Below are 24382 nucleotides of genomic sequence, written 5' to 3'. Positions count from 1 at the left end.
ACCTGCTGTATACACAATTCCTAATTAAAGATTTTTTTTGCTTTTCACAATTTTTACTTGCGATTGCGTAAACTTGCTGATACAAACTGCGTTATATCAATTTGTTGCATTTGTTGCGCAAGCCAATTTTCAAACAATTCATCTTGTAAACGACGACGCATCGATTTATCGAGTTGGGCTGGAATCAACTTTTCGAGACGAATAATCACCACCCATTCAGCTAAAGGACGCGGTGCCCACAGTTGTCCTGGTTGACTCACAGATAGCAGTTTACTAATAGCAGGATGCGGCTGTGCTAAAGGCACAGGTCCCAATAACCCACTAGTTTTAGCTTCTGCACCCTGCGAGTATTCGCGGGCTAGTTCGGCAAACGATTGTTCGCCTTCTAAAATCCGAAAGTAAATTTCTTGGGCTAACCCCATATCTTTCGTTCGGATTAGAGAATATACTACCTGATCGAGGTGTGCTTTGCGGGTTAAGAAATAATTATCTACTTTAGGTCCCCAAACCGTGGTTTTGTGTTTTTCGAGTAATACAGGTCGTAACGCCAGTTCGTGCATTTGCGTAATAGTCATGCCTTGCTGCTTGAGCCACTCTGCACGGGTTGTCGGAGTAATTTGGTGTTGTGCTTCAAAAGCTTCGATTGCTGCTTGGCGTTCTTCCTCGGTGTAAGGTATGTCAGCGATCGCATCGTCTATTATTAAGTTGCGCGCTAACTGTGGCATAAGTTGATAGCGGCTCAATAAACCTAAAACTGCATCGACTTGGTCTTTACTACTTGCTTGCATAATCCTGCTCACACAATCATCCTCGATGTTTGCCCAAAAGTTTGATGTAAATAGCATCCATTAATTAACTAGGTTTGGGGCATAGTAATATATGCCCGCTGATGACTACACTGCCGAAAGACTACAAAACGAAAATATCCGCGTGTGTCATATCTAAACCTTTTGGTAAAAGTGCAAACTGTACTTTCTGCGCTGCACCTGTACCATCTTCGTCAAAAAACAATGCGCCAGTGTTGCGGTTATAGATAAATCGCTGTTCGGTGTTCGACGCGGCTTGACCAATTGTAAATTGGGCGGCACTAACGTGCGTTCCGCGATGCAACTGACCATTTACGCCAAAACCAACGCCGGAATTAGGCGCGATCGCATAGACAGCAATTCGATCTTCACCTACAACAAAATCGGTAATTTTATCGATACCTTGGAACGGTTCGTAAAAGCCAAATACGTCGCGCCCTGCGCCACCAGTCAGAAGATCGTCACCATAGCTGCCAAACAGCGTGTCGTTACCTGCACCACCAATGAGCGTGTCATTATCAGAACCGCCTCTGAGCGAATCGTGCCCATCACCGCCGTTGAGCGTACCACCGCCTTCTAAGGTGTCGTTACCTGCACCACCGAATAAAAAGTTAGCTTCACCACCAAACTCCATATCTCGCAAAACGTCATCGCCTTCGCCGCCTTGCAACGTATCGTTACCATACCCGCCTTGGAGTGTATCGTTGCCAATTCCACCGTCGAGGCTGTCGTCACCAAAACTGCCGTCTAATTTGTCGTTACCTGCGCCACCAAAGAGCGTGTCATTGCCATCACCACCTTGGAGCGAATCATTGCCATCACCACCTGCGATCAAATCATCGCCCCCACTACCGTTGAGCGAGTCGTTACCGCCGTTACCGTAAAGGCGATCGTCACCAAAACTCGCGTCAATGGTGTCATTACCTAGCCCTCCGGATAATACGTTGTTGCCGCTATTACCGTAGATGATATTGTTGAGAGCATTTCCAGTGCCGTTGATGTTATCTTCACCACCTAGCACGAGGTTTTCGAGATGATTGCCAAGGGTGTAATTGACCGTTGACTCTACCCAATCAACGCCTTCATTTGCAAATTCGATTATTGAATCTTCAATGCTGTCAACAATGTAATAGTCATTGCCCGTACCACCAACTAACGTATCGCTGCCACTTCCGCCATCAAGGTAGTCTGCACCGCCACCACCATACAGTATGTTGTTAGCATCGTTGCCAATAATTTCGTTATTTAAAGCATTACCTACGGCAAAGCTAGGAGTACGGTTACTATTTGTAGTTGTGGTAGTGATTAAAGGATTATCAACACCAATTAGCCCTTGCTCTGTTCCGTTATCGAGCAAAACTAAATGCTCTACATTTTCACCGAGAACGTAACTGATCGAAGAATAAACAATATCAATACCTTGATTTGAAAACTCGACAATAACGTCATTTGTACTGTTAATAATGTAAATATCATCACCCATGCCGCCGACTAAGGTGTTGTTTCCTAGACCACCATCAAGCGTGTCATTCCCAGCTTTACCGTAAAGTTTATTATTAGCGTTGTTGCCAACTATAAAATTGTCTAAAGAATTTCCTGTGCCATTTAGCGGCTGATTACCAACAAGAAATAAGTTCTCTACATTATTAGCTAAAGTATAATTAATCGAAGCATAGACTGTATCAATATCTGCATCTACAATTTTTATATTCCAATTTTCATCAAAAACTTCTAGTGGATTGACGTTTTCGATGATAACATCGCCAGCATTGTCAATAATATAGACGTCGTTACCGATTCCACCTACTAAAGTATTATTGCCGTATCCACCGTCTAAGGTATCATCGCCCGCGTTACCGTAAAGCTTATCGTTACCTGCACCACCCAAAAGATGGTCTCGACCATCGCCACCATATAAAGTATCTTGACCAAAGCCACCATAAATGGTGTCGTTGCCTTTACCGCCGATGAGTAAGTCGTTGTCAGCTTCTCCGTAGAGGCGATCGCTACCATCACCTCCTTTTAGCGTGTCATTTCCTGTACCGCCATAAATAACATCTAGCCCGACACCACCTACTAAGCTATCATTGCCAGTACCGCCATAAAGCGTATCGTTACCTGCATTACCTAGCAAAGTGTCATTTCCCGAAGGACTCATGGCATTATCGCCTGGTGCCCAGCCGAAGATGCGGTCTGCACCCGCTGTGCCTTTTATGAAATCGGGTTTCCGCGTACCATGAATAATTGACATATTTTCTCCTGCTTTACCTCAACCACACTTGCGGCGCAGATTTGATTGATGATTTGGTAACATCATGTCAAACTCGCACTTTCCACCTTGATTTATTTTTTTCTATAAATGTTTCAGGGCTAATACAGATTTTTCTGCAAAAACTCTGAATAAAATGACCTTCAACAACTACTGTTACCGGCAACAAATACTTGCAAATCATGCATCTATTGCTATCAGCTTTTTTATAGGAATTGCTACCTTACGGGAAAATAAATACTGGTATAAAAAAATGCTAAACTTACTTGAGATGACGCTGAATATCGAAATTGATGACGAATACAGAATCGCTATTGTTTCATAAATAACTACTTTAAAAGTGATTAAATTAGTTGTGGATTATTCCACATTCAAGATAGGTAAATCGTTTTATCAGATGACTAAATATTAAAGTATTACTTTTGATTCTTTAATTATATGAAATTTCTGTAAAGACTTTGTGAAAAGTTCATGAAAAGCAATTTAATTTTTAAGTTTTATAATAAATTGATCGAGTTAACGCGAGCTTAATCTGATTTAAGTAATATTTCATAATTTTACTCACGAAAAAATGGTAAAATACTATCTACCAAAAGGCAGAAAATAATTATGTGTTTTAATTGATACCTATAATTTTTAATGGCAATTAAGAGCGATCGCTGAATGTCGTTAAAAAATCCCCACCCTGCGATGGGGAAGTCTTGATTAAGAGAGATAGTTTACCAGAACATTAATTGAGTATCAACATCAAACATTGTTCCAGGTTGGAGTTGAGCAACTTGATGTTCAACAACCTGATGACCGATTACTTCGCTATAAAGTAGCGCGCCACTACTACTGTTATAAGTGAATGTACCGTCATAAAAGCCCACAAAGCTGGCAACAATCATATCTCCTTGCGTTCCATCGAAGTCTTGAATCGTTGCGAATGCAGAAGGGTTATTTAAGATAAAGACATCTGCACCTGCACCACCAGTGAGGGTATCATTCCCGATACCACTTTCGAGGGTATCGTCACCTTGACCGCCTCTGAGATGGTTATTACCGGCAAAGCCAATGAGGTAGTCATCACCAGTACCACCGATTAAAGTGTCATTACCAATACCACCGTATAGCGTGTCATTACCAGCACCACCCCGCAGGATATCGTTACCGGAACCACCATCAAGGTAGTCATCACCTCTACCACCATAGAGAATATCGTTTCCAGCATCCCCTACTAGGGTATCGTCACCTTTGTAGCCATAGATAATGTCATTAGATGATGAACCTAATAGATAGTCAGCTCGATCGGTGCCGTGGAACGTTGCCATACTCATTTTCCTCATATTTTCTAGTTTTCGATACGAAATCCAACTATAGATTTTGTGAATGTTTTACGTATTTTCTCAGAGAGAACTTAGTCGATACGCTGATGCAGATTTGTTTTCACGTGCATCTCAATCAAATTTAAGTGTATCTACCGATTTTTGTCTGTCACTTAAAGTCACTTAAAGTCACACTTCATGAAAAACTTTGGCAAACTTGAAGAAAAATCGGTGAACTCACTGATCTGATGACTGTAAATCTGCAGGTAAGCTAAGAAGCAAAATAAAGTACTATTAATATTGCTGTTTTGTTGAATAATGGATATTGAACAAGCATTACTTGTCGTAGATGCAGCTTTAGAAAATATTTATTTAAGTAATGTACAAGAGTTAGTTTTACGACAATCTTGGGAAGGTAAAACATATCCAGAAATCGCAGAAAGCTATGGATATGAAGCAAATTATATTAAAAACGTTGGTTATAAATTGTGGAGTTTACTTTCGCAAGCTTTTGCCGAAGAAGTCACAAAAAGTAATTTTCGCTCAGTTATTAGAAGACACTCTCCGCGTATATTAGCAAAGCAATGCAGTACAGTTGCAGTAAATAACAATAAATTAAAAGATAGACAAGCTTGCAATTCTAAACTATTGCACAACAACACTGATGATTTAGCATCACATCAGCAATCAGTCGCGATTGATATTATCAAACAATGTAGCGAATGTTCGTTGACAGTATTACCCACACCTAGCAAAAGTTGCCCAATATCAAATACAGAATATCGCTCAGCACGCAAAGCCTCTGAAGGCGATAACGTCTCGATTCATCAAGTCAAAACTAAACGCTACGCGCAATTTATGAATTGTTAGTCTAAGTTAATCTTCAGCCTGACCGATGCGGCGTAGATTGATAATGTCACTCATTTTTTTGATCTGTGCAAAAACTTGTTCGAGCTGGGTGCGATCGCGGACATCTATTCCCAATTCCATCAAAGCAGGTTGACCGTCGGATGTTTTCACTTGGGCGTTACGCACGTTAATTCCTTGATCGCTGAGGCGTGAGAGAACATCTTTAAGAATTCCCACGCGATCGATTGCTTCGATTTGGATATTGACGGTGTAGGTTTGCGGGCGACTTCTTTCGGAGTTGTTATGATTCCAGCTAACAGGAATTAAGCGATCGCCTTCGATATTCTCGACATTGTGGCATCCTTGACGGTGAATCGAAATACCGCGACTATTGCGTGTCACAACGCCAATGATCGGTTCGCCTGGAATCGGCGTACAACACTTTGCCAAGTGATATAGCAAGCCTTCGACGCCAGCGATCGGGGAATTGGATCGCGAACTTGGTAGCGGTTCTTTAGGTGTTTTGGTAGAAGACGGTAAAACAGTGACATCCGCCGTTGGCGCGATCGGTTGTTGGGCTTTGATAATTTCGCGCCAACGATTCAGAACGAGATTTAATGTAATTTCACCGTAACCCAACGCCGCTAAGAGATCTTCGACGCTATGGTAGTTACATTTTTCGGCGACAGCTTGCATCGGTTCTGATTTGAGCAGTGCTTCAAAACCTGTTTTCCCAAGTTCTTTTTCGAGCAACTCGCGTCCCCGTGCAATATTTTCTTCGCGGTGCGATCGCTTGTACCACTGACGAATGCGGTTTTTTGCTCCAGTCGTCACCACAAAGTTGAGCCAATCTAGACTCGGATGGCTATTTTTTTGTGTCAGAATTTCTACGATATCGCCGTTTTTTAATGGCGTGTCAAGCGTTACCATTCGTTCATTAACGCGCGCTCCACAACAATGGTTTCCTACCTCGGTGTGAATGCGATAGGCAAAATCAACAGGTGTTGCGCCTGCGGTTAGCGAAACGACATCACCTTTCGGGGTAAAAACATAAACGTCGTCTTCAAACAAGTTATCTTTGACGCTATCAAGATATTCTTGCGCGTCGTTGACATCTTTCAAATCATTTTGCCATTCGAGGATTTGCCGCAACCAGGTAAATTTTTCCTCACTCGCCTTTAATTGACTGTGGCTTGAACTTCCTGTTTCCTTGTACTTCCAGTGCGCTGCAATTCCGTACTCGGCGACATGGTGCATTTCCAGCGTGCGGATTTGGACTTCTAATGGACGTCCAGTAAAACCGACAACGGCTGTATGCAAAGATTGATAGCGGTTAGGCTTTGGTAAGCCGATGTAGTCTTTGAATCGACCTGGGATTGGTTTGAATGCATCGTGAACTTCGGCTAAAGCGCGATAGCATTCTTCTTTGGTATTGACAATGATCCGAATCGCAGCGATGTCGTAAATTTCGTGAAATTCTTTTTGTTGCCGCTGCATTTTCTGGTAGATTCCATAGAGGTGCTTCGGACGACCGCTGATATCGATGCATTTAATTTCAGCTTGCTCCATCCGCGCTTTCAATACGTCGATAACGCGCGTAAGTCTAGCTTCTCGATTGACGCGTTTTTCAGCTACTAAGTCTTGAATTTGCCGATACGCATCGGGTTCTAGATATTTAAACGCTAAATCTTCTAATTCCCACTTAAAGCGCCCAATTCCTAACCGATTTGCTAATGGTGCAAAAATTTCGCGTGTTTCTAAGGCAATTCGCCGCTGTTTTTCGGGTGCTAGATGTTCTAAGGTTCGCATATTGTGCAGGCGATCCGCAAGTTTCACCACAATCACGCGGATATCTTTTGCCATTGCCAAGAACATCCGGCGAAAATTTTCAGCTTGGCGCTCCGTTTTGCTAGAGAACTTCTGTGAAAATTCAGAAAGCTTCGTTACTCCCTCAACTAACTGACGTACCTCACCACCAAAGCGCTGTTCGATTTCCTCAATGGAAACATCCGTATCTTCAACAACATCGTGAAGGAATCCTGCAGCAATCATCGCACTACCACCACCGAGATCGCGTAACAAACCGGCGACAGCCACAGGATGACAAATGTAAGGTTCGCCTGATTTGCGGTATTGACCTTGATGTAGATCGTACGCAAAGCTGAAAGCCCGACAAATCAGACTATTGTCTTGCTCTGAAGGTTGATGGCTATCCTGTGGTGCTGCAATTAAACACTTTTGCAGCCATTCGGGAAGCTCGACGTCAAAGGCGACGGGAGAGGTAGTATGAGTAGCGGTTGAAACAGCAGCGTTCATAGGATCGGGCGGCAATACGGATGGTAAATGTGTTAGGTAAGATCTGTGTGGAAGATTCCACCATTTATGCAAAGAGGGTTGAGATAACGAGGCATTTATTAATAAATTTATCGAGTAAAATTATCATCGCGTAGATTGTGCTTAGTAGTATCTGCGAAAAATATTAAACTTTCCAAAAATTGCACAATTCACTCAAACTCGTAGATAAGCATGAGTAAGCTTTCGCTCTGAAACAGAGTTTATGCTACAGGACAAAATTCTTTACATTAATAATATCGTAAGAAGTTACTGAATGTTATCTAATTTTCATTATCAGAGTTATCAGGAATTTGCTGCGCTTCTAGACCAACTACAAGCAAATGCTAGTAGCGCCCAGCCAGACGTGGCTGAACTGCGTCAAGTCTTTGAGCAAGCACAACAGCTATTTCGGCAGCAAATCTTGACTAAAGATACGAGCAGTCTAGCAGCTAGTGCCGCATCGCGCGTACGCTCGTACAACACAGAAATCGATAAACAACTCAGGCTATTAGGTGTTGATATTAGCTTTTTGCAAGCAGCGCGACAAGCAGCGACACTTATAGCCCGAAAAGCACAAATTTGTACCAGAATTCAAACTTTAATCAATTATTGCAATGGTTTGTTAGAGGTGAGTGAATAGTTGGTCGTTAGATGAGCACTTGCCATCAAAATACCCGCAAATGTTTGGAAATTCTGACATAAACAGTGCGAGAAAACCTTTTGCGTGCATATTAATGAGTAGCTTGTTCAACTCCTCACGAGAAGAGGACTTTAAAAGGTTCAGTTCTCCCGCCTCACTTTTTCCAAAATTGGGAAGGAGATAAGAATGAAACTTTTATTCACAGGGTTAGGAGGGCAAATGACACTTTAATCAGCATCGCTTTTTCTTTGTTAAATGTGCTGGATGAGGTGCAAAAATATTTACCTAATATCATTAGCGATCGCCGGGCTGACATTTATGTAATTATGCCTGTGACACATCACTCATATCGCAGCAACAGTTTATTGCAAAATACCCTTATGAGCGAAGCCTTATTTTGTATTGAAAATCTCAAAGTTGCTTATCCGCAACGCTACGCAACGCAGCAATTACAATGGGCTGTTGATGATGTGTCTTTAACACTCAGTCGCGGTGAAAGACTGGGATTAGTAGGAGAATCCGGTTGTGGAAAGTCAACGCTGGGGCGCGCCGCGATGCGGTTATTACCAGCATCGACGCAAATTGAAGGTAAAGTCACATTTGAGGGAAAATCGGTTTTTGATTTTACTCCTGTACAACTGCGAAAATTTCGCGGGGAAGCTGTCGCGTTAATTTTTCAAGATCCGATGACACGCCTCGATCCGTTGATGACGATCGGGGATCACTGTATTGAAACGCTAAAAGCGCATCAGCCACATTTATCACAGCGCCAAGCCAAAGAAACTGCGATCGCAACCCTCGAAGCTGTCAAAATTCCTGCAAGTCGCTGGAGTCAGTATCCGCATGAATTTAGCGGGGGAATGCGTCAACGAGTTGCTATTGCACTAGCGTTATTACTCAATCCCAAGTTGATTGTTGCGGATGAACCGACGACGAGTTTAGATGTGACAGTAGCGGCGCAGATACTGCAAGAATTAACTCGATTATGCCGCGATCGCGACATGGCGCTATTGTTGATTTCGCACGATTTAGCCTTAGTCGGGGAATACTGCGATCGCATTGGCGTAATGTACGGCGGAAAACTTGTTGAAGTCGGAACTGCAAAAGCGGTTTTTCGCGATCCCCAGCACGAATATACGCGTTCTCTTCTCAAAGCCGCATTACACCTCCAAGCCGGAGATAGTAAGGTAAATGACCAATTACCAATTACCCATTATCAATCACCCCTTCTGCGCATCACGAATTTAAAACAATATTATTCTCTAGAAAGTAATTTTATCGAACGACTCTTGCACGGAAAAAATCAGACTATTAAAGCAGTTGATGGCGTCAGTTTAGAGTTGTATCAAGGAGAAATTTTAGGATTAGTCGGCGAGTCGGGGTGTGGTAAAAGTACGCTGTCACGTACAATTTTGCAGTTGATTCGCCCAACGGCGGGTAAGGTAGAGCTACAAGGAACCGATATCACTGCATTACCAAAAGCCGAATTGCGTTCTTTTAGGCGACAAATGCAAATGGTGTTTCAAGATCCGCACGCCTGTCTCAATCCAGCGATGACAGTGGGACAAAGTATCGCCGATCCGCTGTTGATCCACAACTTAGCCGATCCGACTTCCGCGAAAAAACAAGTGTTGCAAATGCTCGAACGCGTTGGCTTGAATCCCGCAACCGAGTATTACGAACGATACCCCAGTGACCTTTCTGGCGGACAGCAGCAACGAGTCGCGATCGCGCGGGCGTTGATTACGCATCCCAAATTAATCATTTGCGACGAACCAGTAAGTATGCTAGACGCTAGCGTCCAAGCGCAAGTTTTAGATTTGATGTTGGAATTGAAGCGCGAGTTTGATTTGACGTATTTATTCATTACGCACGACCTTTGGGTTGCTAAATTTTTATGCGATCGCATTGCGGTGATGAATGCAGGTCAAATTGTTGAAATTGGTCTTACACGCGATATTTTTCGTCACCCGAAACATGCTTACACGCAAACTTTACTCCAAGCTGCACCAATGCTTGCAAAAACTTAAGGCGTTGCTAGTTGCTAACCACTCATCACTAACTACGAGTCACTAACTCGACCGAACTATTTTTCATGCATAAAAATAGCAAATTGTCAAGCGAATTTTTCTCAGTACGCCTTCAATAAATTCTTTCCAAATGAGTAGAACTACAGTGTTCTAGCGTTTGCTTAACACTGGTATAATCTCAAAGCGCTTCTTTTACAAAACTTAACAGCAAGTTCTTTGCTAAGGAGTTTGGCAGCGATGTGGCACACTTTGTTTAGGTATTCATGACTACATTAACAACACCGCGTTCGATTCCAACCAATGAACAGACAATTCGCCTTAAAGATATTCTCAAGACTTTACCAAAAGAATGTTTTCAGCAGAACCGACGTAAGGCTTGGTTAAGACTAACAACAAGTGTTTTGTTAGTTGGTTTAGGTTACGCCGGTATCGCGATCGCACCTTGGTTTACACTACCTCTATTTTGGATTTTTACCGGTACAGCACTAACCGGTTTTTTTGTGATTGCGCATGACTGCGGACATCGCTCATTTGCAAAACGCCGTTGGGTAAACGATCTTGTTGGACATATCTTGATGTTGCCGTTGATTTACCCGTTTCATAGTTGGCGGTTACTGCACAATCACCACCACTTACATACAAATAAACTCGATATAGACAACGCTTGGCAACCGTTTCGTCCTGAAGTTTTTGCGAGTTCTGATAAATTTACCCAATGGGGTTATCGCTTAGTACGCGGTCGATGTTGGTGGTTAGGCTCGATCGCACACTGGGCATTTTTACACTTTGACCTGTCACAATTTTCGGGAAAAAACTGCGAGAAAGTCAAACTATCAGTACTGGTTGTCGCGATATTTGCGGCGATCGCGTTTCCAGTTTTAATCGCAACGACTGGAATCTGGGGCTTTGTGAAATTTTGGCTGATGCCGTGGCTAGTCTACCATTTCTGGATGAGTACGTTTACGCTGGTTCATCACACAGTGTCTGATGTTCCTTTCCATGCAGCAAGTGATTGGAATGCAGCTACAGCCCAATTATCCGGTACAATTCACTGCAACTATCCACGCTGGATTGAGTTTCTCTGCCACGATATTAATGTTCACGTTCCGCATCACATTTCTACTGCTATTCCTTCGTATAATTTGCGCTTAGCGTACAGCAGCTTAAAAGAAAATTGGGCAGATTATCTCCATAAAGAATCGCAATTTTCTTGGTCTTTAATGCAGCAGATTACTGATGAATGTTATCTATACGAACCAGAAAATTTCTATCAATCTTTTCAGGATTATCATGGCATCAATCGGTAAGTTAACTTAACTAAACTGTGGGATAGCCATCTTGGTTATCCTTTCCTTTCGTAATTATTTATGCCGTTATGAAATTCTTTCCTTGGTTAGGTAATTAATCTGTAGAACTTGTTATGAACTATACAGCTTTCTACTCAAAAACTAAATGGCAAACTGATGTGTAAGCAAAGCAGGAGCAGTGAAACGTGGCTGCTCCTTAAAAGGATGGAAATTAGCGCTCTTGAAGTCCAAAAATGCAGTTTTGCTGTCTTTTTATCCTTGGTAAGTAAGTAAACTAATGCTAACTCGAACCATTTGTTATTTACTAGTCATGACGACTTGCACTGACTAATTGTGCTTGCTGATAGTCGTCCTGGAGTTTACTGTACATTTCCTCGCGGCGATCGTACAAGCGCTTCAACGGACGCGGCTGACATTGGCTCATTACGTAGGCGGTGATGATGGGTAAGGCGATCGTGCTGTCGGTATAGCAAACTAGCGTACTTGGTAACTCATCAGGGTCAACTTTACCCCAGCTAACGGCTTCACTCGGAGTTGCGCCGGAAAGTCCACCCGTATCAGGGCGCGCATCAGTAACTTGAATAAAATAATCGTGTCCGCGTTCTTCTAAACCTAAGACTTCATGAAGTTGCGGTTGCGTTTGCAACAAGAAGTTTTTTGGGCTACCACCACCGATAATCACAGCTGCGCTTTTTCCTTCAACATCAGGAATACCAGATTCGCGCGCGCAGTAGGCGATCGCCGCAGTTTCATTGACATCGATTGATGGGTCGATCGTCATTTTTGACCCTGATAAAGCCAGTGCTGCGACGTTCATCCCAATTGAACTATCGCCAGGAGAAGAAGTATAGATCGGAACGCCACATTCGTAAGCTGTTGCTAATAAACAGGAATGCTCTACGCCAACTTGTTTTTCGATTTCGCGGACGTATTTACCTAGCAAGTTGTGGAACTCGGCGGTTCCCATACGCTTTTGAAACGGTTCGGCTTGGAGAATTTTGCGGATGAAAGCGTCGGTTTCGAGCAGGACATCATAATCAAAAATAATGTCATATATGCGGATTGTACCTTGCTCGCGGAGTTTAACGTCATCTAAAAAAGGACTGCTGCTATACAGCTTCATTCCTAAGCCATAATGCAGATCGTGGTAAAGATTAGCCCCTGTACTAATCATCCAATCAATAAAGCCGTGACGAATAAGTGGTGCAAGTGCTGAAACTCCAAAACCGGCGGGAGTCATCGCACCTGATATACTCATGCCTACAGTGACACCCTCGCGTAAAATTTCGCGGCTAAGTAATTGACAAATTTCCCGCAGTCGTGCTGAGTTGTACGCGGTGAAGTAGTTATCAATTAATTCTACGACGCCAATATCTGATGGTATCGGCACTGGCGTAATTTTTTTGCTAGGTATTGCCATGAATTCACTCCTATTGATAGATCGCCCCGATCTAATGTAGCTAGGTTTTAGCAATTTGTTGGAGGGCACGAAGGTAGCGATCGCCTGCATCTTGACTGAAGCAAACTAAAATCACTTGTTCAAGAGTATAATTCTTGTGGAGAAATTGCTGAATTTCACTTACCGCAATTCGGGAAGCACGATCTACAGGAAATCCATAAGCTCCTGTGCTAATGGCGGGAAATGCAATTGTTTGAATTTGATATTCTACAGCTAGCATCAAGCTATTGCGGTAACATCGCGCAAGTAGTTCATCTTCGCCTTGACGTCCGCCTCGCCACACTGGACCTACGGTATGAATAACCCATTTGGCTGGAAGATTGTAGCCTTTGGTAATTTTGGCTTCTCCTGTTGCACAACCTTGAAGTTGGCGACATTCTTTAAGTAATTCAGGTCCTGCTGCACGGTGAATTGCCCCATCTACGCCACCACCACCTAACAGCGAGTTATTGGCAGCGTTGACGATTGCATCAACATTTTGTTGCGTAATATCTCCGATGATGACGTTAATTTGCTGATTCATATCAATTTCTGGTTTCAAATTGAATTTGTATTAATATAAAACTAATTATTTTAATAAGAAATAAGAGGTGAATTTTTAGCGTGCTACATTTATTTTAGTCAATAAAAAAGAAAAAACTAATATTATAAAAATCGATAAAATTATAAACAATGATATTTAATTTTATTGAATTAAGCCTTTGTGGTATATTTATTATTAATAAAGAAATCACAAATATAGCTTTAACTATTTAATCGAATGACAGCTAATACTTCCACAAACTTAAATCCAGATGTAGAAGCCGAACGATTGAATCAAGAAGCAACGGCTTCATCACTAACAGAAGAACAGTATCAACGCAAAATGCAGCGACGCAAAGAAGTACAACAAAAGCGAGTCGCGCAAGCATCACAAGAAAAAGGTTTAATTATTGTTAACACAGGTAATGGTAAGGGAAAAACAACGGCGGCGTTAGGAATGGTATTGCGATCGCTGGGTCATGGATATAAAGTAGCCATTATTCAATTTATTAAAGGCGCTTGGGAACCTGCAGAAAAAGCAGTTCTCAGTCAGTGGAAAGATCAACTAATGTTTCATGCAATGGGTGAAGGCTTTACCTGGGAAACCCAAAATCGAGAACGCGACATCCAAAAAGCACGTGAAGCGTGGAAAACGGCTTTAAATTATATCCGCAATCCGGTATTTAAGTTAGTGCTTCTGGACGAAGTAAATGTAGCGCTAAAGTTAGGATATCTAGATATTGTAGAAGTTCTAGCAGGAATCGAGCAAAAACCTCAGGATTCGCACGTTATTTTAACTGGAAGAGGCGCACCAGCCGACTTGATTGAACGTGCAGATTTAGTTACAGAGATGACTCTCATTAAGCATCCGTTTCGCGAACAAGGCGTAAAAGCACAGCCTGGTATTGAGTTTTAGTAAGGTTAATGATTTTGAGAATAGTAGTCTTTACAGGTTTGTAAGATTTGGCGATCGCTTGCACTAACTTCAGCAAGTTGATAGTAGTCTTGCAAGGTTACCGAGTACGGGTAGGCAATAGGATGATAGCTTTCACCAATGCGTGGTGTAGTACCAGCAGCAGCCACTTGTCGTGGTTCTTGTTGTGTTGCTGTATCTGAATCAGAAGGAAGATCGGGCGCGTTTGCAATCGTCAAAGCCAGCTCATGCGAGTTGATACGACCTACAAAGCAGCTAAATTCAGAATAAGGTAAATAGAACGCCCCAATCACCTGACCTTGGTGTAGTTCAAACACTAAATACTCTTGTCCTATTTGTTGTGGTGCTGGCGCACTGCTGTAGAGATATATCCCATCTTTTTCGGGTAACTTACCTTTTAAAATACTTGAAAAATCTTTTTGGTGAGCTTTGAACTGCGTTTCAGGTGCTATAGCTGATGCCATATTATAGTTTGGTACAGCTTTCCACTCAGCGACAATAGCCGTGAAACCGAGTGCCGTTACTGTAACCAGATGCAGCATTCTTGAAAGAAACTTATAACATTTCATTTAGGTTTAAATAAATTACTTATCTATTTCTCAGGATAACTAATTAGTTATGAAATGTTTTCTTTCAGAGGTTACATTTTTTTGTGAATTTAATAAAACGCAACAGTTATTCAGTAAAAAAAATGACAACCTAAGTAGAAGATTGTCACTTCATTTTATGCATCCCACCAATTATGAAGGCACATTCATACCGCGTACTGTCATATCGTTACGGTATAGTTTTCGTAGGATAGCCAAGTCGTTTCAGTTCTGCGCCAGCTAAAGCTTCGTATCGAGCAAGATCCTCATCTAAAAGAATATCTTGCCATTTAACTTGTTTATCTAAACCAACAACACTATTCAATCTACCTTTATGATCTCTTGATTCAATATGTTTGAGTCTTGTTTTTTTGTTGAGTTCTATAGCTCTTTGTACACTTTGCTGTGTTACAGGTATACCAATAAACTCAGCAACTGCAAATAAATGTTCTGCAGGCGACTTAACTAAATCCTCATAACGGATAATTTTATAACGCTCAGGTGACCATCGAGCCAGCCCGTCAAGCCAACCCGCAATATGAACGTGCCAAGGACAAGGCCAGATATCTTCTTTAAAATAAAAATCAACAGGCGAAGCATCTGGACTAATTTCGCCTTCTTTTACTTTAAGATAGAAGTAAGATAACATTGCCTCTCTGCCATCGCGTACCAAATAAATTACTTTTGCTGGTATATCGACAAATGGTACGTGGCTTTTAACAATTAATGGTTTTGTTGTAGGCTTTTTTTCTCCATCTTCTCGATATCGATGAATATCAGGGACGGTAATTTTGACAAAGTCTCCGTAGTCTTCTCGATCGTGAATTAAACAAGTAATTAAATGTCTCATCCAGGTGTTTCCCGATCGCGGAAAAGACATGAGGTATGTTTCGTCAGAACTAATTCTAGGAAATAGCCCTTTATTGTTATAGTATTTGCCGTGGATTAAAGTTTTAATTTGTGATTTGAGCCGTTTCATACTTAAATTATCAGCGAAGACGTACAAAATAAAACAAAAGAAGACTGAATAGTAAATTTATTGACTAATTTATGTAATATCTGAGGGATTTTATTAAAGCTATATTTATTTTTTGAATTAAAAATAAACGCTGATAAATTAAGTAGGTTACCATATTTTGTTTTAATAATTGTTAAATTGTAATCGATAAAAGTTTGTCACGATACTTTTATATTATAGGGTTAGACATCAATCGTATTTAAAATTCTGAATTAAATGCGAGTATAAATCTATATAACGCTGAACCTGGAGTTCTAAAGAGTATTCCTCAAGAGTAATTTTTCGGCAGTTTTGACTCATTTTTTCACGTAAAGTATCATCTTCTAAAAGTTGTGTTATACCAACTGATAAATCTTGTGGGTCTTCAGGTATAGCTAGGTAACCTGTGACTCCAGGACGGACGAGATCGGGAACGCCACCAACTTTACAAGAAACCATAGGTGTGCCACATGCCATACTTTCTTGCAGTACCAGTGGCAGATTATCAGCACGAGTAGGAAAAATGAACAGATCGGCAGCTGAATAAGCAACTGCTTTGAGGCGATCGCTGTCTATATATCCTAGGTTAATTGCTGGCATAGCTACAGTTTGCGCGATAGTATCTTCTCCACCGCCAAAGGTTAGAAGTACGATTTCCGATTTCAGCGATGCAGGTAATTTTTGCAGTGCTTGAAGTAATAAATCTCCACCTTTACGCGAGTCTTGGAGACTTGCTGCTCCAAACATGAGGACTTTTTTTCCTTTTGGTAAACCTAGTTGTTGTTTACACCAATCAGGATCTAAAGGCTGATAAAGTGTTGTATCAATTCCATTGGGAATATGGTAGATGGGAAAGCGCTTGAGAATACTTTGTTTAACTTGTGCAGTTAGCCAATGACTAAGAGTCACAATTGTTAAATCAGAACGACTGTACGTCCAATCTTTGAGCTTCCATTCAATGCGAGTATTATCGCGTTGAATTTTTGGATAAACCTGAGGATAAGGACATCGACCACAGCCTATTTTCCAGCGATCGCAGTCATAGCTATAACTACAATGTCCTGTAAAACTCCACATATCATGCAGCGTCCAAACTGCTGGTTTATTTGCTGTTAAAGAAGGAATCGCTAAATAATTAAAATACCCAGTGTGGAGGTTATGAAAGTTAATAATATCTGCACTCTTAAAAATATCTGACTTCGGAATATTAAAGGAACTTAGTATATTCAAATAAGTCAGCCCAAGTGGTTTCGCAAAATAATCGCGTAGTTTGTGTTCAATGCGGTTTTTTTTAGGCGTTATCGCGATGCGATCGCTAAATGTTTGAGCTTTTCCTACTAGTAGATACGAATCAATTCCTTGTGACAGCAAACCTTGATGCAATCGAGTCCCGGCGATCGCAGCCCCACCCACAACATCTGATTGATTGATGTGTAATACTTTCATAGACGCAGTTAATTGCAATCAAATTCTGGAAAGGTTAATTAGTTACCACTTTGTTTCAACTGCTGGTTTCTCCAAATTTGCTGTCCTACTTCTGGAATATACGGTTTAATCAAGCTCTTGAGTGTCGAGCGCCACAACATAGGTGTTTTCAATTGATGTGTTGCAATCCACAAAAGTTGCAGACCTTCGAGGGTATGCTTTCGCCGCAGTAGGTTGTAAGCTAAAGTTCGCAGACGCGGTCCCCAAAATTCAGAGCCTGCTGTACAAGTCGACAGGAATTGCCAGAATGGTTTGAGTTTTGCGATATCGTGGCTGCGTAAAGCAGATTCAACGTGCAAATTTTCTCGTTGAGAGTGATAACTCCACCAAAAGCGCTTGTAGCTTTCTTCATCTAGTTGAGCTTGCAGACTTTCTTGCACTGCATTGAGAGAAATTCCCAAAGCTGCGTTCAACATAGCTTGACGATTCGTCCAAGTAATGCTTTTTCCGCTATAGCGTCGCTGTGACAAAACATCAGGTAGATTTGCAACTCCTGACACTCGACTCAGACGCCACCATAGATCGTAGTCTTCAACATAACGCTTTGTTTCGTCATATCCACCGACTTGCCGCACCAAGTGCGTGCGTAGCATCATTGAACAATGATGTAAATAATTATTGATCAGCAAAGAAACCTTTACGCTTTCGGGTTTTACGGGAGGATACTCTTTACCAACAGAAACGCCACGTTCATCGATAATCTCTACCGCGGTTCCAACAGCGCCGATCTCTGTATGTGCATCTAAAAAAGCGACTTGTTGCTGTAAGCGTTCTGGTAAAGATAGATCGTCAGCATCGATGCGCGCAAGATATTCTCCGCAAGCGCGTTCAATTCCTTTATTTAAGGAACGATCTAAACCGATATTTGTTTCATTATGAATGACGACGATCCGAGGGTCTTTTGCTGCATGCTCGCTCAGAATTTGCGGCGTGCTGTCTTTTGAGCCATCGTTTATGATAAGAAATTCAAAATCTTGAAAAGTTTGCTTAAGAATACTTTCTATTGCGCCTTGAAGATAAATTTCTCCATTGTAGACACTCATTAAAACACTAACTTTAGGCATATAGGTAGCTTATTGTAAAATTAAGAGATATTTCATTTTTGGGCAGGCAAGAAATTAGCGAGTAAAACTTTTTTAAATAATCTCCGCTTAAATTTTAACTCTTGAAACAAATGCGGATCGTTAACGACTGACTTCCAAAAAAATGTTGCAGCTTTCAATCCTCTTTGTCTTCCTGAGAGTCCATCAAGCGCGCGGACTGTTAAATGTCTGTACAACCGAGATATACTTTCTTTTTTGAGATGCTGTAACGATGCAGGCGCCTGCTGAAAAGCTTGCTCAATAACTTTTAAAATATGCCCTTCCATGCGGACGACATTTGCTGATTTTGAATTGGCAGAAACGCGATATAAAATATGCGGATGCGGGACAACGACAAAATCATATCGAGCCGCTAATTTTATGTATAAATCTTGATCTTCTGCATGTAGTAGTGTTTCATCAAAACCTTTGACTGCTTGAAAAGCTTCTCTACGAATTAGAGGATTAGAACCGTTATCTAAGAAGTTACTTACCAAAATTTCTGCATAAACATTACCATTAATATTGACACGACTTCCCTTAGCTAAAAACTGATTATTTTCATCAATGCGATCGACCCAACTGTAGGCAACTGCTGCTTGTGGATTTGCTTGTAAAGCCGCTAATTGTGCTTCTAGTTTTTCTGGTTTCCATAGATCGTCTGCGTCTAAAAAAGCAATGAACTCGCCTACTGCATGAGTAAAACCTCGATTGCGGCTCGCCGCTACGCAACCTGAGTTGGGGTAGGAAAAAGTTTTTATGCGGGCATCTTTAATGTTATTGATAATATCTAATGTTCGGTCTGTAGAACCATCATTAATGACGATCAACTCAAAATCTGAAAAAGTTTGATTTAAGACAGATTTGACGGTCTCTTCAATAGTTTTTTCAGCATTGAATGCTGGAATAATGACTGAGATTATTGGCATATTCCTTAAAATCTATGCGCATCCGCTTCGCTCAACCTGCTTGACTTAATTCATGTTGAATTTGATGGTACTTCCAGAGTTTACCGCGTTTGTCTAGTAATTCTTGATATCCTCCTTGCTCGACGATACGACCTTGTTCTAAAACAACTACTTTGTCAGCCCGCACAATTGTTGAGAGACGGTGTGCGATCGCAATCACTGTTCTTCCGACCGCTAGCTTTTCTAACGACTGTTGAATCAAGCGCTCAGAGACTGAGTCTAATGCACTAGTGGCTTCATCCAGGATCAAAATTTCTGGATTGCGTAATAAGGCTCTTGCAATTGCAATTCGCTGGCGTTGTCCTCCTGATAAGCGCACGCCGCGATCGCCTAGTTGAGTATCGAAACCTTGCGGTAAATCTTGAATAAACTCTAATGCATTTGCCAGCTTTGCTGCTTCAATTACTGCTGCATCTTCTACTTCTTCCAAGGCATACGCAATATTGTCACGCACCGAGGTATTAAAAATGTAAGTGTCTTGACTTACCACCGCAAGCTTATTGCGCAGCGAGTGAACGTCAAATTCTCGCAAGTCAATACCATCAATTAGCACTTTGCCATGAGTAGGATCGTAGAACCTGGGAATTAAATCTGCCAAAGTACTCTTACCCGCGCCAGATGCTCCGACTAGGGCTGTCATCTTTCCTTTTTCAATTGTTAAATTGATGTCGTGTAAAACAATTTCATCTGAGTCGTAGCCGAAATCAACATTAACAAACTCAATTTTTTCCTTCAATCCCACAAATCGTCGATTGCCATTATGAAAAAAGGGTTTGTCATCTTGGTAAAGCAGTTCTCTAATATTACTCAGCGATCCTTGAAAATTATTTAATTGGACTCGTGCTCCGTCAATTTGCCGCCTTAAAGGCATAATTCGCAGTAAGACAAAGAGAAAAGTGAGTAGTGAAGATGCTTGTAATTGACCGTTAGGAATTAAAACGACAAAAGCAAACAATAGTATTCCAACTAAAATTGCTGTTGCAACTCCTTCGGAAAGTGGCTCGACAATCGATGTAATAGAGACAGCTTTGGTCGTAGCTTTGAGAAAGTTAGAATTCGCTTCATCAAATCTTTTGCGTTCAAAGTTGTATGCTGCAAAAGCTTGAACTGTACGAATTCCGTTAATATATTCGAGTGAAACTGACGTGTACCACTTACCGGCTCTTGTCCTTTCAAAGCTTGCTTCGCGTACGCGTCCCAAAAGCGATGAAATCCCTGCTGAAACTAAACTAAAAAGCAGTATCGAAATAACTGTCAGCTGCCAAGACAGTAAGACCATGGAAACAATATATACGAATAGAATCGTAAATTTCGTAAGAATTACCGAGACGAAATTAAAAGCCTGCATAATTTGCATTATCTCGGTTGTGATGCTGTGTACTAGTCCTCCCGATCTGGTCTTGGCAAAATACTTTAGGCTAAGTGACTGAAATAACTCAAAAACTCGCTTTCGCAAATAGTAGACTAATTTAAATTGCGTAATTTGCGTGTAGAGACGTCCTAAATAAGTAAATAGAGAGCGAACCAGAGTCGTCAATAAAATTAATGCACAAACTCGATACACTCGTTCAGTAACAGGAGCATTAACTCCCAAAACCCAAATGTCAAACCAGTCGATACCTGTGCGGATTGGTTGAGCCTGAGGATCTGTTAAGTTTTGCAAAAAAGATAGAATAAATCCTACCCCGATACCTTCAAAAATCGCAGCAACTATAGTAAAAACAATTGCTAAAATTGCAATTCCTCGAAAGTGGCGAAACTCTCTAATCAAAAAGTAGTTTTCTTGCCAGATTTTTGTAGCACTTAATAGTTGATGAAATAATCGCGAAATTTTAGAGTTCATTACTTGTATCGTAATAGAATTAAAGTTAGGAAGCAGCGTTATGTTGACTTTTTGAATGACATTGTATTCTTTGTCAAAACAAGCAGCTATGCGAAAAAAATATCATAAATAATTGCGTTGGCATTGTCAGGTTGGGGTAGGAGGTTGAGGCATAACTGTTTGGGAAACACTCCCAGCACCGCTATTGTTAACAATTTTTTAATTACAGACAATATATCATCGTTCTTTCCTAGGTGCAATGTAGTATATTATACAAATTAGAAATGCCAGGAGATGACCATCACCAAAGCAGGTCTTACTGCTGAATTTGGCAAAAATGTTCTATACAAGCTTTGTCTCAACTGCCGACCAGAGAAGGCGAGCATTATCTCCAAAAGCGTTAAGTATTGCGTGCTGTAGTTAACACGCGCGAGTGCATCTCAAGAAGAACTTAGCTAATACTAGATAGATAATATAGCTAAAGTACGCATATGGCTTTAAGTTTCTGCTGAAAACTATTTAACATTTGTGTGTACGACAATAAGTCAATGAAGGAAATCTTAAAAAGAAGAAGACGATGAGGTAAGATGCGCTGTTATCTACTGCCCGCATGTAGGGTAATTCTGATAAGAACAACTTTGAGCAACAATATTTCTGTTAGATTAGTTACTAAATCTTGGTTGAGATAGTTGTGGTAACAATACAAAGTAGTTTTGCTTGTACAAGATACAAATCTTTCTAGAAAGTTCCCGAAATTATCGTGTAGCTTGTTTGTATCTACGCTTTGAATAAAAGCAGCCAGGAATGGTGTCATGGCTAAGGTTCGTCTAGAAAATATCAAACGCAAGTTCAATAACGTCACTGCAATCGAGGATATTACTTTTGAGGTTCCTGACGGAGAATTTTGGGTACTTGTCGGACCGTCAGGATGTGGTAAATCTACCATTTTAAGGACGATCGCCGGGCTAGAAACAGCAACAAGCGGGAATTTGTACATTGGAGATGTGCTTGTTAACAATATCCCTGCACGTCAGCGCGATGTGGCGATGGTATTTCAAAATTATGCGCTTTACCCGCACATGACAGTCGCAGAAAATATGGCTTTTGGGTTGCAAATGCGCAAAGTTGACAAGAAAATCATTCGCCAGCGAGTGGAAACTGTTGCGCGATCGCTAGCCCTCGAACATCTTTTAGAACGAAAACCCAAGCAATTATCTGGAGGACAACAACAACGCGTCGCCTTAGGACGCGCGATCGCCCGCGAAGCGCAAGTATTTTTATTCGATGAACCTTTATCTAACTTAGATGCGCAGCTACGCGACGATACCCGTGCTGAATTAAAACAGTTGCATCAAAATTTGGGGATTACGACAATTTATGTCACGCACGATCAAGTTGAAGCAATGACTTTAGCAGACCGCGTCGTTGTTCTCAACCAAGGTAGAATTCAACAAATCGGAGAACCACAAAGCGTTTACGCTCAACCCGCGAATCGCATGGTAGCGACTTTCTTAGGCAATCCACCAATGAATATTCTACCTGCGAAGTACAAAAATGGAAGCTTTGTAGTCGAAAGTCAAATCATTCCTTGCCCGCTGCAGGTTCGCGATACCTTACACTTCGTTGAGGGACAAGCGGTAGATTTGGGAATTCGTCCAGAAGATTTATTTATTAACGGATCGCAAAGAAATGAAGTTACGGCTTTAATGGTTGAAGTCAAGGTAGTAGAACCGTTAGGGCGAGAAACTTTAATTCGCGCAAATTTACTCAATTCGAGCTTACAAGTCAATATTCAACAGGCGGGTGCAATCCGTTTACACGTAGGCGATCGCTTATCCCTAGAGCTTGATTTGAACCAGCTATTTATCTTTGATTCGACGACAGGCGATCGCTTGTATCCTTAGCGTGTTGTTTTTAGACAAGATTTTCTTGTAACTTCTCCTGTAGTTGGTTTGGTGCAAAAGCACCATATTCAGTAATGATTGCGGTAATGAAATCTGCGGGAGTGACATCGAATGCTGGATTGTAAAACTCAACTCCTTCTGGAGTAATTGTCGTGTCACCAATGGCATATACTTCGCTTGCGTCGCGTTCTTCAATTGGAATTTCGCTACCACTTGCCAACGAAAAATCAATCGTTGAGCGCGGAGCCGCAACAAAGAAGGGGATATGATGCGCTTGAGCAACGATTGCCAAACTGTAAGTACCAATTTTATTCGCGGTGTCGCCATTTGCCGCAATGCGATCTGCACCAACAACGACAGCATGAATCAATCCGCGTTGCATACAGTGTGCTGCCATACTATCGGTAATCAACGTCACGGGAATTCCGTCTTGAACGCACTCCCACGCCGTCAGTTTTGCGCCTTGTAAGCGCGGACGCGTTTCATCGGCGTAAACTCTTGCTAATCTTCCTTTAGCCCAAGCACACCGCACAACACCTAAGGCTGTACCGTAGCCTGCGGTTGCTAACGCCCCTGCGTTACAGTGCGTGAGGATATTCAGTTTTTCAGGGGTAGAGGGTAAAACTTCTAAACCGCGATCGCCGATGGCTTGACACGTTTGCAAGTCTTCGGCATTGATTGTTTGTGCGGTTTGCAGCAACGCTCGTTGAATTTCTGCAACTGAACCCAATGTTTCATACGCTGTTTTTAACATTCGGGCGATCGCCCAAAACAAGTTAACCGCCGTCGGACGGGTTGCGCGGAGCATCACCGCGACTTCCTCAAGCTGGTGCAGAAATTCTTCGCGATTTTGAGTTTGAATGTCCCGTGCTCCCAAATACATTCCATAGGCTGCTGCAACCCCAATCGCCGGCGCACCTCGGACAATCATCGTTTTGATTGCCTGTGCCATATCTTCGCAGCGATGAATTTCGACAAATCCATATTCATGAGGTAGCCGCGTCTGATCGATCAGTAGAACTGAGTTTTCATACCAAACAACGGGAAAAACTTGGGAGGGGCAAGAGGACATAATTTGAG

At 41.6% G+C, this 24382-nt stretch carries 19 protein-coding genes; 6 read left to right on the top strand and 13 right to left on the bottom strand.

What is annotated here, in order from left to right; genetic code table 11:
• Nucleotides 1-53: 53 nt before the first annotated feature.
• The 3 genes from B1A85_RS19570 to B1A85_RS19555 form a co-directional block, all read right to left on the bottom strand.
• Nucleotides 54-788 carry a peptidylprolyl isomerase gene (locus tag B1A85_RS19570; RefSeq protein ID WP_104548417.1) on the bottom strand — a complete coding sequence of 245 codons (735 nt, stop codon included), beginning with the start codon at nt 786-788 and terminating at the stop codon, nt 54-56.
• 121 nt (nt 789-909) lie between these two features.
• A complete protein-coding gene (locus B1A85_RS25830; RefSeq protein WP_104548416.1) occupies nt 910-3057 on the bottom strand; it encodes a calcium-binding protein in 2148 nt (715 codons plus the stop codon).
• Nucleotides 3058-3794: 737 nt separating this feature from the next.
• Nucleotides 3795-4388, bottom strand: a complete 594-nt coding sequence (locus B1A85_RS19555; RefSeq protein ID WP_104548414.1) for a calcium-binding protein — start codon at nt 4386-4388, stop codon at nt 3795-3797.
• A gap of 312 nt (nt 4389-4700) precedes the next feature.
• Between B1A85_RS19555 and B1A85_RS24880 the strand changes: the two genes are divergently transcribed.
• Nucleotides 4701-5252, top strand: a complete 552-nt coding sequence (locus B1A85_RS24880) for a hypothetical protein (RefSeq protein ID WP_210404604.1) — start codon at nt 4701-4703, stop codon at nt 5250-5252.
• Nucleotides 5253-5258: 6 nt separating this feature from the next.
• Here B1A85_RS24880 and B1A85_RS19545 read toward each other — a convergent pair whose 3' ends face one another.
• On the bottom strand, nt 5259-7547 hold the full coding sequence (locus tag B1A85_RS19545) for a bifunctional (p)ppGpp synthetase/guanosine-3',5'-bis(diphosphate) 3'-pyrophosphohydrolase (protein ID WP_104548413.1): 2289 nt from the start codon (nt 7545-7547) through the stop codon (nt 5259-5261).
• A 292-nt stretch (nt 7548-7839) separates the two neighbouring features.
• On the opposite strand from B1A85_RS19545, the gene patD reads away from it, so the two are divergent.
• From patD to B1A85_RS19530, 3 genes are all read left to right on the top strand, one after another.
• On the top strand, nt 7840-8205 hold the full coding sequence (gene patD / locus B1A85_RS19540) for a heterocyst frequency control protein PatD (protein WP_104548412.1): 366 nt from the start codon (nt 7840-7842) through the stop codon (nt 8203-8205).
• A 380-nt stretch (nt 8206-8585) separates the two neighbouring features.
• Complete coding sequence (locus tag B1A85_RS19535; protein WP_104548411.1) at nt 8586-10235, top strand: ABC transporter ATP-binding protein; 1650 nt, start codon at nt 8586-8588, stop codon at nt 10233-10235.
• 263 nt (nt 10236-10498) lie between these two features.
• Complete coding sequence (locus B1A85_RS19530; RefSeq protein WP_104548410.1) at nt 10499-11542, top strand: fatty acid desaturase; 1044 nt, start codon at nt 10499-10501, stop codon at nt 11540-11542.
• A 304-nt stretch (nt 11543-11846) separates the two neighbouring features.
• Here B1A85_RS19530 and speY read toward each other — a convergent pair whose 3' ends face one another.
• Entirely contained in the window at nt 11847-12962 is a 1116-nt protein-coding gene (gene speY, locus B1A85_RS19525; RefSeq protein WP_104548409.1) for a deoxyhypusine synthase, read from the bottom strand.
• A gap of 40 nt (nt 12963-13002) precedes the next feature.
• A complete protein-coding gene (locus B1A85_RS19520; RefSeq protein ID WP_104548408.1) occupies nt 13003-13524 on the bottom strand; it encodes an O-acetyl-ADP-ribose deacetylase in 522 nt (173 codons plus the stop codon).
• A gap of 237 nt (nt 13525-13761) precedes the next feature.
• Between B1A85_RS19520 and cobO the strand changes: the two genes are divergently transcribed.
• Nucleotides 13762-14439, top strand: a complete 678-nt coding sequence (cobO, locus tag B1A85_RS19515) for a cob(I)yrinic acid a,c-diamide adenosyltransferase (protein WP_104548407.1) — start codon at nt 13762-13764, stop codon at nt 14437-14439.
• A gap of 5 nt (nt 14440-14444) precedes the next feature.
• Here cobO and B1A85_RS19510 read toward each other — a convergent pair whose 3' ends face one another.
• From B1A85_RS19510 to hepA, 6 genes are all read right to left on the bottom strand, one after another.
• Nucleotides 14445-14999, bottom strand: a complete 555-nt coding sequence (locus B1A85_RS19510; RefSeq protein ID WP_104548406.1) for a hypothetical protein — start codon at nt 14997-14999, stop codon at nt 14445-14447.
• 235 nt (nt 15000-15234) lie between these two features.
• Nucleotides 15235-16023: a sulfotransferase domain-containing protein gene (locus B1A85_RS19505; RefSeq protein ID WP_104548405.1), complete on the bottom strand. Its 789-nt coding sequence runs from the start codon at nt 16021-16023 to the stop codon at nt 15235-15237.
• A 228-nt stretch (nt 16024-16251) separates the two neighbouring features.
• Nucleotides 16252-17487 carry a glycosyltransferase family 4 protein gene (locus tag B1A85_RS19500; protein ID WP_104548404.1) on the bottom strand — a complete coding sequence of 412 codons (1236 nt, stop codon included), beginning with the start codon at nt 17485-17487 and terminating at the stop codon, nt 16252-16254.
• A 38-nt stretch (nt 17488-17525) separates the two neighbouring features.
• A complete protein-coding gene (locus B1A85_RS19495; RefSeq protein ID WP_104548403.1) occupies nt 17526-18590 on the bottom strand; it encodes a glycosyltransferase family A protein in 1065 nt (354 codons plus the stop codon).
• A 32-nt stretch (nt 18591-18622) separates the two neighbouring features.
• Nucleotides 18623-19537: a glycosyltransferase gene (locus B1A85_RS19490; RefSeq protein ID WP_104548402.1), complete on the bottom strand. Its 915-nt coding sequence runs from the start codon at nt 19535-19537 to the stop codon at nt 18623-18625.
• Between the two features lie 31 nt (nt 19538-19568).
• Complete coding sequence (gene hepA / locus B1A85_RS19485; RefSeq protein WP_104548401.1) at nt 19569-21419, bottom strand: heterocyst formation ABC transporter subunit HepA; 1851 nt, start codon at nt 21417-21419, stop codon at nt 19569-19571.
• A gap of 791 nt (nt 21420-22210) precedes the next feature.
• Between hepA and B1A85_RS19480 the strand changes: the two genes are divergently transcribed.
• Nucleotides 22211-23302, top strand: a complete 1092-nt coding sequence (locus tag B1A85_RS19480; RefSeq protein WP_104548400.1) for an ABC transporter ATP-binding protein — start codon at nt 22211-22213, stop codon at nt 23300-23302.
• A gap of 10 nt (nt 23303-23312) precedes the next feature.
• Here the strand turns inward: B1A85_RS19480 and mtnA are convergent, their stop codons facing one another.
• On the bottom strand, nt 23313-24374 hold the full coding sequence (gene mtnA, locus B1A85_RS19475; RefSeq protein ID WP_104548399.1) for an S-methyl-5-thioribose-1-phosphate isomerase: 1062 nt from the start codon (nt 24372-24374) through the stop codon (nt 23313-23315).
• Nucleotides 24375-24382 lie beyond the last annotated feature (8 nt).

It is taken from the genome of Chroococcidiopsis sp. TS-821 (genome assembly GCF_002939305.1).
Lineage (GTDB): Bacteria > Cyanobacteriota > Cyanobacteriia > Cyanobacteriales > Chroococcidiopsidaceae > Chroogloeocystis.
Note: the sequence above shows the minus strand (reverse complement) of the source record. Positions and strands in the feature narration are given on the sequence as shown.

What these genes read in the sequence shown, in the direction of transcription:
- B1A85_RS19570 (WP_104548417.1), bottom strand. Translation starts at nt 788, where the DNA reads ATGCAAGCAAGTAGTAAAGACCAAGTCGATGCAGTTTTAGGTTTATTG.
- B1A85_RS25830 (WP_104548416.1), bottom strand. Translation starts at nt 3,057, where the DNA reads ATGTCAATTATTCATGGTACGCGGAAACCCGATTTCATAAAAGGCACA.
- B1A85_RS19555 (WP_104548414.1), bottom strand. Translation starts at nt 4,388, where the DNA reads ATGGCAACGTTCCACGGCACCGATCGAGCTGACTATCTATTAGGTTCA.
- B1A85_RS24880 (WP_210404604.1), top strand. Translation starts at nt 4,701, where the DNA reads ATGGATATTGAACAAGCATTACTTGTCGTAGATGCAGCTTTAGAAAAT.
- B1A85_RS19545 (WP_104548413.1), bottom strand. Translation starts at nt 7,547, where the DNA reads ATGAACGCTGCTGTTTCAACCGCTACTCATACTACCTCTCCCGTCGCC.
- patD (WP_104548412.1), top strand. Translation starts at nt 7,840, where the DNA reads ATGTTATCTAATTTTCATTATCAGAGTTATCAGGAATTTGCTGCGCTT.
- B1A85_RS19535 (WP_104548411.1), top strand. Translation starts at nt 8,586, where the DNA reads ATGAGCGAAGCCTTATTTTGTATTGAAAATCTCAAAGTTGCTTATCCG.
- B1A85_RS19530 (WP_104548410.1), top strand. Translation starts at nt 10,499, where the DNA reads ATGACTACATTAACAACACCGCGTTCGATTCCAACCAATGAACAGACA.
- speY (WP_104548409.1), bottom strand. Translation starts at nt 12,962, where the DNA reads ATGGCAATACCTAGCAAAAAAATTACGCCAGTGCCGATACCATCAGAT.
- B1A85_RS19520 (WP_104548408.1), bottom strand. Translation starts at nt 13,524, where the DNA reads ATGAATCAGCAAATTAACGTCATCATCGGAGATATTACGCAACAAAAT.
- cobO (WP_104548407.1), top strand. Translation starts at nt 13,762, where the DNA reads ATGACAGCTAATACTTCCACAAACTTAAATCCAGATGTAGAAGCCGAA.
- B1A85_RS19510 (WP_104548406.1), bottom strand. Translation starts at nt 14,999, where the DNA reads ATGCTGCATCTGGTTACAGTAACGGCACTCGGTTTCACGGCTATTGTC.
- B1A85_RS19505 (WP_104548405.1), bottom strand. Translation starts at nt 16,023, where the DNA reads ATGAAACGGCTCAAATCACAAATTAAAACTTTAATCCACGGCAAATAC.
- B1A85_RS19500 (WP_104548404.1), bottom strand. Translation starts at nt 17,487, where the DNA reads ATGAAAGTATTACACATCAATCAATCAGATGTTGTGGGTGGGGCTGCG.
- B1A85_RS19495 (WP_104548403.1), bottom strand. Translation starts at nt 18,590, where the DNA reads ATGCCTAAAGTTAGTGTTTTAATGAGTGTCTACAATGGAGAAATTTAT.
- B1A85_RS19490 (WP_104548402.1), bottom strand. Translation starts at nt 19,537, where the DNA reads ATGCCAATAATCTCAGTCATTATTCCAGCATTCAATGCTGAAAAAACT.
- hepA (WP_104548401.1), bottom strand. Translation starts at nt 21,419, where the DNA reads ATGAACTCTAAAATTTCGCGATTATTTCATCAACTATTAAGTGCTACA.
- B1A85_RS19480 (WP_104548400.1), top strand. Translation starts at nt 22,211, where the DNA reads ATGGCTAAGGTTCGTCTAGAAAATATCAAACGCAAGTTCAATAACGTC.
- mtnA (WP_104548399.1), bottom strand. Translation starts at nt 24,374, where the DNA reads ATGTCCTCTTGCCCCTCCCAAGTTTTTCCCGTTGTTTGGTATGAAAAC.